Source organism: Streptomyces sp. NPDC046881 (genome assembly GCF_040645015.1).
Lineage (GTDB): Bacteria > Actinomycetota > Actinomycetes > Streptomycetales > Streptomycetaceae > Streptomyces.
In genome coordinates, this window is sequence record NZ_JBEYXJ010000165.1 from 1 (window position 1) to 13,650 (window position 13,650).

The window sequence follows — 13,650 nt, forward strand, 5'->3', positions numbered from 1 at the left end:
TTGGTGGTGCCCCCACACTCCCTCCGTCCGCCCGGAGGGCAGGAGGGACTTTGCGGACACGGCCTAGGCCGCCAGGTCGCGCTCCTCGGTCTCCACGGACGTCCGGGCGCCGGGGAGCAGGGCGTCCCGGCCGGCGTCCGCCGCCGGCCGGCGCCGCACCAGCCGGCCGGCGCGCGGCGAGCGCTCCACGGCCCGCATCAGCGGGGTGAGCAGGGCCGTGGCCGGCGGGGACAGCAGCAGGACGACCGCCGTGCCCAGCGCGAAACCGCCGATGACGTCCGTCGGGTAGTGCACGCCCATGTAGACCCGGCAGAAGCCCTCCAGCAGGGCCAGCCCGATACCGGCCAGGCCGAAGCGGCGGTGGGCGACGAAGAGGCCCACGCCGAGCGCCATCGTGATCGTCGCGTGGTCGCTGACGAAGGAGAAGTCGGTCTTGCCGCTGACGAGGACGTCCAGGCCCTGGTGGTCCACGAAGGGGCGGGGGCGCTCCACGAAGCCGCGTATCGGCACGTTCACGAGGACGGCGAGGCCGGCCGCGAGCGGCGCCCACACCAGCGCGGCCACCGAGGGTGCCGCGTCCTCCCCGCCCCGGCGCCGCACCGACCACCAGCACCACAGGATCAGCAGGACCATGGCGAGCAGCAGTCCGTACTCACCGACGAACTCCATGACCCGGTCGAACCAGTGCGGTGCGTCCTTGGCCAGGCCATTGATGTCGTAGAGCAGGTCGACGTCGGGGTTCGATCCGGATTCGGCGAGTACAGCCATGGTGCTGCGGCCCCTTCGTCGTCTTCCCGGACGCACCTCGTGTGCGTCGCGCCTGCCCCCCGTGGTTCGTAGATCCGCTTCCGCTGCACTGCCGCACTGACGTCCGCTCGGCTACGTCAACAGGAACGCACAGCCACCTTCAATACGTTCCACTCTCCACTGAATGATCACGCAGACGTTATCGAAGAGAGACTCATCACCGCAGCTCAGGGGGTTGGTTAACACACCGTCATACACTGGTGGGGAGTGCTTTTGCGCCATCTTCCGTCACCCGGGTCGCGCCGAAGTAGTCGGGGGTGTCGATCGGGTCGAACCGGATCACGGCGCCCGTGCGCGGGGCGTCGATCATGTACCCGCCGCCGACGTAGATCCCGACGTGCCGGATGGCCCGGGAGTCGGTCAGGTCGTCCGAGAAGAACACCAGGTCACCGGGGAGCAGCTGGTCCCGCGAGGGGTGCGGCCCGGCGTTGTACTGGTCGTTGGCCACCCGCGGCAGACCGATCCCGACCTTCTCGTACGCCGCCTTGGTCAGGCCCGAGCAGTCGAACCGCCCGCCCTGCTCGGCGGTGCCCTCGCCGCCCCACAGGTACGGCGTGCCGAGCCGGCTCTGCGCGAAGGCGATGGCACCGGCGGCCTGCCGGGTGGGGTCGATCCGGGTGACCGGCGCGGCGAAGCTCTTCTCCAGGCTGCGGATCCGCTGGACGTAGTTCCGCGTCTCGCTGATCGCCGGCACCCCGCCGGCCCGGATCACGCGGTAGGCGCCCGCGTTGTAGGCGGCGAGCATGTTGTCCGAGACGTTGCCCGGCACGTCCTTCACATACTTGGCGAGTTCGCAGTCGTACGAAGCCGCCGACGGGATCGCGTCGTCCGGATCCCAGATGTCGCGCTTGCCGTCGCCGTTGCCGTCGATGCCGTGCGTCGCCCACGTGCTCGGGATGAACTGGGCGATGCCGCGCGCGTCGGCCGGGCTGACGACGGTCGGGTTCCACCCGCTCTCCTGGTACAGCTGGGCGGCGAGCAGTGCGGGACTGAGCGCGGGGCACAGGTTCCCCCACTTCTGCACCAGCGACGTGTAGGCGGCCGGCACCGCCCCCTTGGCCAGCCCGCGGCTCCCCGACGTCACCCCGCCCAGCAGGTTCCCGGCCACGAGGTAGACACCGACGACGAGCAGCATGACGAAGCCCATGCCGAGCGCGACGGCCGCGCCACCGATCACCCATACCTTCCGCACGGTTCAACTTTCCCCCATGCGGGCGCCCTTCAAGGCCATTTGGGCGTGAAGTGGCGTCATTTCACAGTTGAACGGGCCGGAGTGACGCTTTCTCAGCCCGTTCCGGTGCCCGCCGTCGCGTCCCGGTACAGCTCCGCCGCCTCGCGGCCCAGCACCACGCTGTACGAGGTGTCGGCCGTGGCGCCGCCCTGCTCGTGGCCGCCGAGGACGCCGACGATCTGCGCGTCGCCGTCGACCCAGGGACTGCCGCTGGTGCCGCCGGTGAAGTCGGGGCAGTCGATGCGCTGTTGGGTGCGGCTGTGCACGCTCGGCTTGTTGGTGCAGCTGATGGGGGTCTCCCGGGAGTCGGGATAGCCGGTGACGGTGACCGCGGTGGCGCCGGTGGCCACCCCGGTCGCGAACCGGTTGGCCCCGACCACGTCCTCCAGCCGCCTGCCGCCGGGGCCGGCGACGGTGGCGAAGGCGAGATCGCTGTCCTCGTCCTGCCCCTTGGCCCACCCGTCCGGCAGGAACCGCCGCGTCACCCTCCACACCCCGTACGGCGCCCGCCCGTCCCGGTAGCCCGGCACGAACACCAGGTCGCCGTCGGCGCCGTCCACGCAGTGCGCCGCGGTGACGATCAGATCGCCGCGCGGGCTGTGCGCCACCGACGCGGTGCAGAAGTGGCCGCCGGCGAGCCGGCCGGCCCGGTCCGCGCCGAACAGCGCGCCCACCCGTGCGCTCCGCCGGCTCGCGGCGGTGTCCGTGGTGACCCCGAGCGGGCCCGGCCCGTCGTTCGCGGCAGCCACGGAGGCCGAGGTCAGCGCGAGCACCACCACAGAGGTGACCGAGATGCGTGTGATGCGCTTCATCAAGTCACACTCTTGCCCAGCAAGGTGAGAAACCTGCCTCGACTTCGCTGAGATTTTCCTGTGAACCTCCGGCGCACCGCCGGAGGAGTGCAGGCGGAGTGCCGAAAACCCGTGCGAAAGCCGCCGGCCGCCCCGGTCAGCGGTCAGCGGACCCGGGTCCGCGGTCCTCAGAACGTCGTCGTCATCCCGCCGTCCACCGCGATCGTCTGCCCGGTGATGAAGGAGGCCGCGTCGCTCGCCAGGAAGACGACGATGCCGGCGATCTCCTCGGGCCGGCCCCAGCGGCCCAGCGCCGTACGGGTACGCAGCCAGCGCGTCCACTCCGGGTCGGCGGCGCGCTCCGCGTCCACCTCGGTGGCGAAGGTGCCCGGCGCGACCGAGTTGACGGTCGTACCGCTCGGGCCGAGGTCCGCGGCCAGCGCCCGGGTCAGCCCGTCGAGGCCCGCCTTGGCGGTGGCGTAGCCGATGTCCCCGGTGCGGCCCAGCCGGCCGACCACCGAGGAGACGTTGATGATGCGGCCCGCGACCCCGCGCGCGGCCAGGCCCCGCGCCACCAGCTGGCTCAGGGCGTACGCCGAGGTCAGATGGGTGTCGAGCAGCGCGGCCAGCTCCTCGGGCGCCAGCTCGGCCAGGCCCCGCCGGTCGCGGTGGCCGACGTTGTTGACGAGGATGTCGACGCCGTCGAGGCCCGCCAGCGCCTGCTCGGCCGCGTCCCGGTCGGTGACGTCGAAGGCGGCGGCCGTGACGTCGTAGCCGCCCTCGCCCCGCAGCCGCGCCGCGGTCTGCGCGAGCGTGACCGGATCACGGCCGTTCAGGACGACGTGCGCCCCGGCCGCGGCCAGCCCGCGCGCCATCTCCAGCCCGAGCCCCCGCACGGAACCGGTCACCACAGCGGTGCGGCCCGTCAGCCGGAAGCCCACGGGGCCGGTGCCGGTCATCCCTCGCCCCTCCGTGGGTCGGTGCGGTCGGCGGAACGGCGCGGTGGTCGGTCCGGGCCCGCCGTCTCCTCCACAGGGACGCCGTCCGCAGGGACGCCGGAAGCGGCCCTTCCGTCACCGTACCGTCGCCGGGAGCGGCCACCGCACGCCCGTCAGCTCCTCGGACAGCGTCCACAGCCGCCGGGCCGCCACCGGGTCGCTCGCCGCGGCGCTGCGGCCGACCAGGGTCGGGGCGCCGCGCATCTCGGCGGGGCCGTCGGGGCCGACGTAGGCGGCGCCGGGCAGGTCCTGGACGGCGGCGTACAGGGTGGGCAGGGCGCCGGCCGTCTCGTCCTGGGCGAGGAACCTGTTGCCGACCACCATGACCGCCCTGGCCAGCGGGTTCGCGGTGCGGCTCTGGAGGTTGGTGGCCGCCCAGCCGGGGTGGGCCGCCAGGGCCCGCACGGCGGACCCGGCCTCGGTCAGGCGCCGCTGGAGTTCCAGGGTGAACAGCAGGTTCGCCAGCTTGGACTGGGCGTAGGCGCGGGCGGGGGTGTAGTTCCCGCGCAGATTCACGTCCTCGAAGTGGATCACCGCGTCGCCCCAGCGGTGCGCGCCGGAGGAGACGGTCACCACCCGGTCGGTCACGTGGGGCAGCAGCAGGTGGGTCAGCGCGAAGTGCCCGAGGTGGTTGGTGCCGAACTGCATCTCGAAGCCCTGCGCGGTGCGCTGCGCCGGCAGCATCATCACGCCCGCGTTGTTGATCAGCAGGTCCAGCGGGCGGTCCCAGCCGGCGGCGAACTCGCGCACCGAGTCGAGGTCCGCCAGGTCCAGCCGGCGCACCTCGGTGCTGCCGGTCACCCGCGCCGCGGCCGCGCCGCCCCGGGCGAGGTCCCGTACCGCGAGCACCACGTGCGCCCCGGCCCCGGCCAGCGCCCGGGCGGCGGCGAAGCCGATGCCGCTGTTGGCGCCGGTGATCAGGGCCGTACGGCCGGTCAGGTCGGGGAGGCGGGTCGCGTTCCACTTGCCGCGCTTGCCGCGCGTGTCGGTCGTGTCAGTCATACCCTCAATGTAGGCAGCGCCAACAATGCTGTCAACGACAACATCGAGTTACGATGTTGCACATGCCCACGAGCCGCCCCTACCACCACGGAGACCTGCGCGCCGCCCTGCTCAGGAGCGCCGAGCGCACTCTGCGCGAGAAGGGGATCGGCGCGCTCTCGCTGCGCGAACTCGCCCGGGACCTCGGCGTCAGCCACGCCGCCCCGGGCCGGCACTTCAAGGACAAGCAGGCCCTGCTCGACGCGCTGGCCCTGGACGGGTACGAGCGCCTCAACCAGGCCCTGGCCACCGCCGCCGACCGCGCGGACGCGTCCCTCGAACAGCGGATGACGGCCCTCGCCCGCGCCTACCTGGGCTTCGCCGTCGAGAACCCCGAACTGCTGGAGCTGATGTTCGCGCGCAAGCACGACCCCGACCGGACCGCCCAGCTCGCGGCGGCCGTCGACCGCTCCCTCGGCACCTTCACCCGGCTGGTCGCGGACGCCCAGGAGCGGGGCGAGATCGTCCGGGGCGACCCCGAGCGCATCACCACCGTCGCCGCCGCGAGCCTGCACGGCCTGGCCGCCCTGATCGCCGGCTGCGCGCTCGACCCGGCGGAGGCCCTGACCGGCCTGGAGGAACACGTCCACCTGCTGCTGCACGGCCTGCGCCCACGCTGACCCGCACGACGGCGAGCGCACGGGAAGACGGGCCACGGCCCGCCTTCCCGTCGTTGCGTGAGACCATCGACGCGACGCCTCACCCGACCAGCCGTCAGAAACCGGGCCGGGCCGAAAAGAAGGTCATCGTTGCCCGGCGTGACCTGCCGTGATACACAGAGTGACCGTACGGGCTATTCGTACGAAACCCGCCAGTCAATGACGTCAAGTCGACATACGTTGGCGGCGTTGTCGGCGACAATGAGGCCTGACCTCTGCACACCGCAGGGGCACTCGCGGAACTACCCACCAGGGGCGGTGACTTACATGCTCTTTGCGGCCGACAAGGGAGACATCAACACCATCATCGGCGGAATCGCTCCGGACTGGGGCCCCTTCGGCAGCCTGGGCAACGAGGCCAAGGTGATGATCGAGGTGGTCATGGCCGTGGCCATCCTCCTCTGCCTCGGCATCGCGGTGTGGGGCGCGGCGAAGCAGCGCATCGGCGCCACGGCCCTCCGGGACACCTTCAGCGCGGAACAGGGCAAGGGCCTCATCATCGCCGGCCTCACCGGGGTGTTCATCATCGGGTCCCTCGGCACGCTGTTCACCATCGTGTACGGCATGGCGGTCTAGCACCCGTCCCCTCCACCCCACCCACCCGTCGTGCCCACCGGCTGAGGTTGCGTTTCCCTGATGTCGAGTCACCACACCGCGCCCCCGCGGGAACCAGCACGGCTACCGTCGTACGCCTACGAGGGTGAGGGAGCGCACACGGTATGAGTCCCGGAGACGAACAGGCCTACACCGACTACCCCGAGACGGGCCACACCCGCACCCGCCTCCCCGACCCCGACCCCTACGGCGGCGCCCCCCGCCGCCCCCACCGCACCTCCTCCCGCAGCCTGGTCACGGTGGTAGGCGTAGTAGTCCTCCTCATCGCCGCCATCGCGTTCGCCAACAGGGGGGACGATTCGGCCGGGGAGAGTGCGGCCGGGAAGACCGGCGAACCGACCGGCTCGGCGACGTCGGCGAGTGGGTCGCGCCCGGTGGAGACCAAGTCCGCCGGTGTGCCGACGGGATTCGCCCACAGCCAGCAGGGCGCCCAGTCGGCCGCCTCGAACTACGCCGTGGCCCTGGGCTCGACAGACATGTTCACGAAGGACAGCCGCCACACGCTCCTGAACCTGCTGTACACCGCGGAGGCTGCGGCCCGTCTCCAGGGCCCCATGGACCAGGCCTATTCGGCCGGCTTCCTCGCCAAGATGGGCCTCGACCCGGCCGGAAACCCGCCGAAGGGCAGCACTTTCGTCTCGCGGGTGATCCCGGTCGGCACGACGGTGCAGGAGTACGCGGGCGACAGCGCCAAAGTCGCCGTCTGGTACATGGGACTCATCGGCATGGCCGGCAGCACGTCGACCGACCCCGTCACCTCGTCCTGGAAGACCTGGACGTTCGATCTACGGTGGACCAACGGGGACTGGAAGATCGACTCCGAAGCGCAACAGGACGGCCCGGCGCCGGTACCCGGTGACGACAAGGCCGCCACCTCCGACGAGATCAGCAAGGCCATCGAAGAGTACGGAGGGTTCACGTATGCCCGGTAGCCCGCAGCGTGCGCTCAAGCTCGCCGGAGTCGTGGCCGCCGTACAGACCACGGCCGTACTGCTGGCCACGCGCGCCTTCGCCGAGCCCTCGCCCACCCCTTCCGGCAGCCCGTCCCCCTCGCCGTCGAAGGACAGGTTCAACTGCGACGCCATCTCGGGCGAGGCCAAGAAGTACTGCGAGCGCGGCAACAACTCCAGCGGATCAGGCGGTGTCACCACCCCGGACACCGCCACCCTCGACCCGCTGTCGTCGCTGGCGAAGGGCTGTGCCGAGGCCGCCGCCTGGACGGTGGACAAACTCAGCAAGGCCGTGAAGGAGACCGCCAACGTCGACTTCACCAATCAGGCCTTCCTCAAGCAGTACGCCGTCGTCTTCGCCGCCTCCACCATCCTCACGCTGCTGCTGTGGCTGCTGGCCGTCGCCAAGCGAGCCGTCCGCGGCGTGCCCCTCACCACCGCCATCTCCGAAGCCGTCGGCTTCCTCTGGCTCACCGTGCTGGCCTCCGCCTTCACCCCCCTGATCCTGTACACCGTCGTATCGGCGACGGACGGCGTCACGGACGTCCTCGCGAAGGCCACCGGCGACCAGGCCGACACCTTCTTCGGCACCTTCTCGGGCGCCCTGAAGAAGGGCGACGACATCGGCGGCGGCCCGATCATGCTGATCGTCGTGTCCCTGGTCAGCATCCTCGCCGCCGGCGTCCTCTGGCTGGAGCTGGTCATCCGTGCCGCCCTCCTCTACGTCGGCGCCCTCCTCGGCACCGTCGTCTACGCCGGCCTGGTCGACAAGAACCTGTGGGGTCACGTCCGCCGCTGGGCCGGCATCATGATCGCCGTCATCCTCGTGAAGCCGGTCATCGTGATCGTCCTCGGCCTCGCCGGCGCCCTCTCCGGCGACAACGGCCCCGACGCCTTCTCCGCCGTCGTCTCCGGCCTCGCCATCATCCTGCTCGCCATCTTCGCCAGCGCGATGATCTACCGCTTCGTCCCCGGCTTCGGCGACGAGATCGCCGGCTCCCGCAACAACCGCATCATGCAGGGCGCCGAGAGCAAGGCCGCCGCCGTCATCAGCTCCCCCGCCACCCTCGTCGCGCAGGGCATCAAGACCCACAGCACCCGCGCCGACAACAACGGCGGAGCGGGCAGCAGCACCCCCCGCGCGGCCAACCCCGCCACCGGCGGCGTCGCCGCCCACAGCAGCCGTACCCCGACCGGGGGCACCGGCGGAGCCGTCCCCTCCGCCACGCCCGCGCCCCGCGCGTCCAGCCCGGTCAACACCCCGCACGCCAGCAACACCCGCAACAACCGCTCGGGAGGTGAAGGGCGTTGACGACCGAGTCCCACCTGTCCCATCCGGTCACGCCCCGCCGTACGTATCTCATCGGCCGCGCCCGGCCGAACGCGATCATCGGCAGGAACCGCGAGTCCGGCGAGATCGCCCTGATCGTCGTCGGCGCGTTCCTCGGCATGATGTGCGGCCTCCTCGTCCCGGTCCTGGCCCTGCGCATCGTGCTGCTGACCGGCTTCCCGCTGCTCGCGCTCGCCGCCGTCTACGTGCCGTACAAGCGCCGCACCTTCTACAAGTGGTTCGAGATCAACCGCTCCTTCAAGCGCACCGTCAAACGCGGCGCCGTCTACCGCTCCACCGCCATGGAGGCCGGGACCCGGCTCGACGGCCGCGAGATCGAGGTCGGCCCGCCGCCCGGCATCGGCCGCATCACCTGGCTCGCCGCACCCTTCGGGCCCGACGAGATCGCCGTACTCCTGCACGCCGACCGCAAGACCGTCACCGCCGCCATCGAGATCGAGGGCCCCGGCGTCGGCCTGCGCGACTCCGAGGACCAGGAGGCCCTGGTCGACCGCTTCGGCACCCTGCTCAAGCACGTCGCCAACGGGGACGGCTTCGTCACCCGGCTGCAGATGCTCGCCCGGACCCTGCCCGCCGACCCGGACGCCCACGCCAAGGACGTCGCCCAACGCGGCGACACCCGCGCCCCCGGCTGGCTCCAGCAGTCCTACGACCAGCTCCAGTCCATGGTGTCCACCAGCAGCGAGCAGCACCGCGCCTACCTCGTCGCCTGCATGCACTACACCCGCGAACTGGCCGCCGAGGCCCACGCCATGGCCCGCGCCGCCCGCGCCCACGGCGGCAAGGTCGACCGCGACGCCGGCCTCGCCGTCGTCATGGCCCGCGAGCTGACCGACATCTGCTCGCGGCTCCAGGAGGCCGACATCCGGGTCCGCCAGCCGCTCGGTCAGGGACGGCTGGCCTCCCTCATCCACTCCATGTACGACCCCGACCACCCCATCGACCACATCCAGGCGATGACCCAGCGCAACGCCTGGCCGGCCGAGCTGGACGCCATGGAGCCCACCTACCTCCAGGCCAAGACCCGCGAGTCCAGCACCCGCGCGCCCTGGTGCCACGCCACCGCCTGGGTGAAGGAGTGGCCCATGACGCCGGTGGGGGTCAACTTCCTGGCGCCCCTCCTCGTCCACACCCCCGACGTCATCCGCACGGTCGCCGTGACCATGGACCTCGAACCCACCGAGATCGCCATCGAACGCATGCTGACCGAGAAGACCAACGACGAGGCCGAGGCGTCCCGCGCCGCCAAGATGAACCGGACCGTCGACCCCCGGGACATCGCCGCCCACAACCGCCTCGACCAGCGCGGCGAGGACCTCGCCAGCGGCGCCGCCGGCGTCAACCTGGTCGGCTACATCACCGTCTCCTCCCGCTCCCCGGAGGCCCTCGCCCGCGACAAGCGGACGATAAGGGCCTCCGCCGGCAAGTCGTACCTCAAGCTGGAGTGGTGCGACCGGGAGCACCACCGCGCCTTCGTGAACACACTTCCCTTCGCCACCGGCATCCGAAGGTAGGGGCTGTCGCCGATGCGGGATCCGCTGTCCGTCCTCACCGAGGCCTTCACCTCCTTCCTCTTCGGGAAGGTGGAGACGACCCGGCTGCCGGTGCGCACCTCCACGGGCCAGGCCCAGGCCGTCTACCTGCCCACGGCCGCGCCCGGCCTCGGCGACTCCGGCGTCATCATCGGCCGGGAGGTGTACTCCGGGAAGGGCTACATCTACGACCCCTTCCAGCTGTACGGCCAGCAGCTGCCGGCGCCGCACTGGCTCGTCCTCGGCGAGTCCGGCAACGGCAAGTCGGCGCTGGAGAAGACGTACGTCCTGCGCCAGCTCCGCTTCAGGGACCGCCAGGTCGTCGTCCTGGACGCCCAGGGCGAGGACGGGGTCGGCGAGTGGAACCTCATCGCCCAGGAGCTGGGGATAACCCCCATCCGGCTCGACCCGACGGCCGCCCTGAACCACGGGATCCGGCTCAACCCGCTGGACCCGGCGATCACCACCACGGGCCAGCTGGCGCTCCTGCGCACGATCATCGAGGTGGCGATGGGCCACGGCCTGGACGAACGCTCCGGCTTCGCCCTGAAGGTCGCGCACTCCTACGTCAACGAGACGATCACCGACCGCCAGCCGGTCCTCACCGACATCGTCGAGCAGCTACGGCACCCCGAGCCGGAGTCCGCCGAGGCGATGAACGTCGCCATAGACGACGTACGCGCCTGGGGCCTCGACGTGGCACTGGTCCTGGACCGCCTGGTCGACGGTGACCTCAGGGGCATGTTCGACGGCCCGACGACCGTCGGCATCGACCTGGACGCGCCGCTCATCGTGTTCGACCTGTCCCACATCGACCGCAACTCCATCGCCATGCCGATCCTCATGGCCATCGTCGGCGTGTGGCTGGAGCACACCTGGATCCGCCCCGACCGGAAGAAGCGCATCTTCCTGGTCGAGGAGGCCTGGCACATCATCAACAGCCCGTTCGTGGCCCAGCTGTTCCAGCGGCTGCTGAAGTTCGGGCGCCGGCTCGGCCTGTCCTTCGTCGCGGTCGTCCACCACCTGTCCGACGTGGTCGACGGCGCCGCCGCGAAGGAGGCGGCGGCCATCCTGAAGATGGCGTCGACCAGGACGATCTACGCCCAGAAGGCCGACGAGGCCCGGGCGACCGGCCGCGTCCTGGGCCTCCCGCGCTGGGCGGTGGAGATCATCCCGACCCTCACCCCCGGCATCGCGGTCTGGGACGTCAACGGCAACGTCCAGGTGGTCAAACACCTGGTCACGGAGACGGAACGGCCCCTGGTCTTCACCGACCGCGCGATGACCGAGTCCTCCAGCGACCTCACGGCCGACGACGCCCTGCGCGCCGCCGAACTGGAGGCGGAACAGCGGGCCGCGGCCTTCGTGGAACAGCACCTGGGCGACTCCGAGTCGACGGTGGCGTAAGGGAAGCAGGGCAGTAGGGGACACAGGGAGTACAGGGTGAGACCGGACGACCGCCGAGACAGTCGCCGGGAGGGCCAGGGCGGCATTCCCGACGGCCTGCTGATCGGCATACTCGCGTTCCTCCTCGGCATGACCGTGCTGGTGTGGACGGCCACGGGCCTGGCCGCCTGGTTCGCCCAGGGCGCCTGGCCCGCCGGCGTCACCTTCACCCGGACCCCCCTGGCCATGCGCCACCTCATCGGCCGGCCGCACGACCTCACCGGCGCCTGGCCGGACACCCCACCGGCCCAGCTGTCCGGCTGGGGCCTGTTCTGGGGCCTGTTCATCGGCCAGCTGATGATCCTCTTCGTCGCCGTCATGTTCGTGCTGGGAACGGTGGCCCGGTGGCGTGCGGGCAAGGCACGGCGGGCGGCTACGGCTGCCGCGGCCGAGGGCGCGGAGCCGGCGAGCGTCGCACCCGCGGCGGCGGCGAGCCTCGCACCCGCGGTCCCGAGTCCCCCGCCCACGGCCGCGGCTCCCGCACAGCAGCACGAGGTCCCGGCGCCGCGCAACGAGCCCGAGCCGCCGCCACCGGGGCCGGGAACGGCCGAGGAGGTACGGGCGGGCGGATGGGAGAGGCTCCTCATCGCCCCCAGGGAAAGCCGCCAGGCGACCGCCGCCCAGGCGGTACGCGACGCGGAAGGCCCCGTCCTCCTCGTCACCTCCAACCCCGCCCTGTGGACGGAGACTAAGGACACCCGCGCCAAACTCGGCCCCACCCTCCTCTACGACCCCACCCACCTCTGCGACACCCCGGCCCGCCTGCACTGGTCGCCCACCGCCGGCTGCGAGGACAAGCAGACGGCCCTGCACAGAGCGACCGCCCTGCTCGCCCCCGTCCAGCCCACCGCCAAGATCGACCAGGCGGTGGCGGACACGGCGACCACCCTCCTGCGCAGCTACCTGCACGCGGCCGCCCTGGACAACCGCACGATCCGCCACGTCCACCGCTGGTCCCAGGGCACCCAGGTGCAGGACGCCGTCCGCACCCTGCGCACCCACCCGAAGGCGGCCCCCGGCGCGGCGGGCGAACTGGAGGCGGCGCTCACCGCCCACCCCGAACGCCGCGACATCGCCCAGGAGCTGACCAGCAGGGCCCTGTCGGCGCTGTCCACGGTCAACATCCGCGAGGCCTGCACCCCGAACCGAACTGATGCGCTGGTCCTGGATTCCTTCCTCCACGAAGGGGGCACGCTCTATGTGGTCGGTGAATCCATCGAGGACCCGAGGAGCAAGCCGGGCGCGATGCCGCTCCTGACGGCCCTCGTCTCCAGCGTGGTCGAGCGCGGCCGGCGCATGGCCGAACGGTCATCCTCCGGTCGGCTCGACCCACCACTCACTCTGGTCCTGGACGACATCGCGGCCGTGGCCCCGCTCCCCGAGCTGCCGGCCCTGCTCGCCACCGGAGCGGACCAGGGCCTTCCGACGCTCGCCCTGCTCCGCTCCCGCGAACAGGCCCGCTCGCGCTGGCCGCACCAGGAACTCCCGGTCTAGGCAGGCGGCTCCAGGACGAACTCCAGCTCGTTCTCGGCCTCGTCCTTCGTGAACGACACGATCCGCCCGCTCGGCTCGAAGCCGAGCTTGCGGTACGCCGCCTGCGCCCGCGCGTTCTCCTCGTGGACGAACAGCCGCACCCGTTCGGCCCGCTGCTCCCACGCCCAGCCCACGCCGGCCTCGAACAGGGCCTGGACGAGCCCGCTCCCGCGGTGCTCGGGCCGGACGAACACCCCGACCGCGTGTCCCTGCCGCCGCTCGACCGGGTACCCGGCCCAGTCCTCCGTCCCGGCCTCCTCCATGAGTACGGTGACCGAGCCGGCCCAGGTCCCGTCGGGTGCCTCGGCGATGAACTGCAGAGCCGTGGTGGACCCTTCGCCGGAGCCGACGGCCCGGTCCTGCCAGAAGGAGTCCGGCTTGGCGGCCGCGGTCTCGTAGGTCTCCAGGTAGGCGAGGTGCGCGATCGGGTCCCGCAGCGCGTCGAGCCGCAGCTGCTTCACCTTTTTCCAGTCCTCGGGACGTATCGCGCGAACCACGTAGTCGTTCTTGGTCGGTACGGTCATGCGGCCACGGTAGACCAGCCGTTGCGGCGGCGAAAACGAAAAAACCCCCGCACCGAAGTGCGGGGGTTTTCCCAAAAATTGTTCGGCGGCGTCCTACTCTCCCACAGGGTCCCCCCTGCAGTACCATCGGCGCTGTGAGGCTTAGCTTCCGGGTTCGGAATGTAACCGGGCG

Annotated in this window: 13 protein-coding genes and 1 rRNA gene; 7 read left to right on the forward strand and 7 right to left on the reverse strand. The window is 71.5% G+C overall.

Annotated features, from left to right (window positions below; genetic code table 11):
- Positions 1–63: 63 nt before the first annotated feature.
- The 5 genes from ABZ923_RS38990 to ABZ923_RS39010 all read right to left on the reverse strand — a co-directional run bounded on the left by ABZ923_RS38990 (position 64) and on the right by ABZ923_RS39010 (position 4,829).
- Positions 64–768 carry a phosphatase PAP2 family protein gene (locus tag ABZ923_RS38990; protein ID WP_361482380.1) on the reverse strand — a complete coding sequence of 235 codons (705 nt, stop codon included), beginning with the start codon at positions 766–768 and terminating at the stop codon, positions 64–66.
- A 229-nt stretch (positions 769–997) separates the two neighbouring features.
- On the reverse strand, positions 998–1,999 hold the full coding sequence (locus ABZ923_RS38995; protein WP_361482383.1) for a bifunctional lytic transglycosylase/C40 family peptidase: 1,002 nt from the start codon (positions 1,997–1,999) through the stop codon (positions 998–1,000).
- Positions 2,000–2,091: 92 nt separating this feature from the next.
- Complete coding sequence (locus tag ABZ923_RS39000) at positions 2,092–2,850, reverse strand: trypsin-like peptidase domain-containing protein (RefSeq protein WP_361482386.1); 759 nt, start codon at positions 2,848–2,850, stop codon at positions 2,092–2,094.
- 167 nt (positions 2,851–3,017) lie between these two features.
- Positions 3,018–3,788, reverse strand: coding sequence for an SDR family oxidoreductase (locus ABZ923_RS39005; protein WP_361482389.1), 771 nt, complete (start codon positions 3,786–3,788; stop codon positions 3,018–3,020).
- A gap of 114 nt (positions 3,789–3,902) precedes the next feature.
- Complete coding sequence (locus ABZ923_RS39010; protein WP_361482392.1) at positions 3,903–4,829, reverse strand: oxidoreductase; 927 nt, start codon at positions 4,827–4,829, stop codon at positions 3,903–3,905.
- 53 nt (positions 4,830–4,882) lie between these two features.
- Between ABZ923_RS39010 and ABZ923_RS39015 the strand changes: the two genes are divergently transcribed.
- The 7 genes from ABZ923_RS39015 (at position 4,883) to ABZ923_RS39045 (ending at position 12,915) form a co-directional block, all read left to right on the forward strand.
- Entirely contained in the window at positions 4,883–5,488 is a 606-nt protein-coding gene (locus ABZ923_RS39015) for a TetR/AcrR family transcriptional regulator (protein WP_361482395.1), read from the forward strand.
- 306 nt (positions 5,489–5,794) lie between these two features.
- Complete coding sequence (locus ABZ923_RS39020; protein WP_014673544.1) at positions 5,795–6,103, forward strand: hypothetical protein; 309 nt, start codon at positions 5,795–5,797, stop codon at positions 6,101–6,103.
- Between the two features lie 143 nt (positions 6,104–6,246).
- Positions 6,247–7,074, forward strand: coding sequence for a hypothetical protein (locus tag ABZ923_RS39025; RefSeq protein WP_361482398.1), 828 nt, complete (start codon positions 6,247–6,249; stop codon positions 7,072–7,074).
- Positions 7,064–8,404, forward strand: a complete 1,341-nt coding sequence (locus ABZ923_RS39030) for a hypothetical protein (RefSeq protein ID WP_361482401.1) — start codon at positions 7,064–7,066, stop codon at positions 8,402–8,404. The genes ABZ923_RS39025 and ABZ923_RS39030 overlap by 11 nt, the downstream gene beginning before the upstream one ends.
- The gene (locus ABZ923_RS39035) at positions 8,401–9,957 is read left to right on the forward strand and encodes an SCO6880 family protein (RefSeq protein ID WP_361482404.1); all 1,557 of its coding nucleotides are present in this window, start codon (positions 8,401–8,403) and stop codon (positions 9,955–9,957) included. Before ABZ923_RS39030 ends, ABZ923_RS39035 begins: the two co-directional genes overlap by 4 nt.
- Before the next feature lie 12 nt (positions 9,958–9,969).
- The gene (locus ABZ923_RS39040) at positions 9,970–11,382 is read left to right on the forward strand and encodes an ATP-binding protein (RefSeq protein WP_361482407.1); all 1,413 of its coding nucleotides are present in this window, start codon (positions 9,970–9,972) and stop codon (positions 11,380–11,382) included.
- 36 nt (positions 11,383–11,418) lie between these two features.
- A complete protein-coding gene (locus tag ABZ923_RS39045) occupies positions 11,419–12,915 on the forward strand; it encodes a type IV secretory system conjugative DNA transfer family protein (protein ID WP_361482410.1) in 1,497 nt (498 codons plus the stop codon).
- On the opposite strand, the gene ABZ923_RS39050 is transcribed toward ABZ923_RS39045, so the two are convergent.
- Positions 12,912–13,478: a GNAT family N-acetyltransferase gene (locus ABZ923_RS39050; protein WP_361482413.1), complete on the reverse strand. Its 567-nt coding sequence runs from the start codon at positions 13,476–13,478 to the stop codon at positions 12,912–12,914. The genes ABZ923_RS39045 and ABZ923_RS39050 overlap by 4 nt on opposite strands.
- 80 nt (positions 13,479–13,558) lie before the next feature.
- A 5S ribosomal RNA gene (gene rrf / locus ABZ923_RS39055) occupies positions 13,559–13,650 on the reverse strand; the annotation flags it as partial.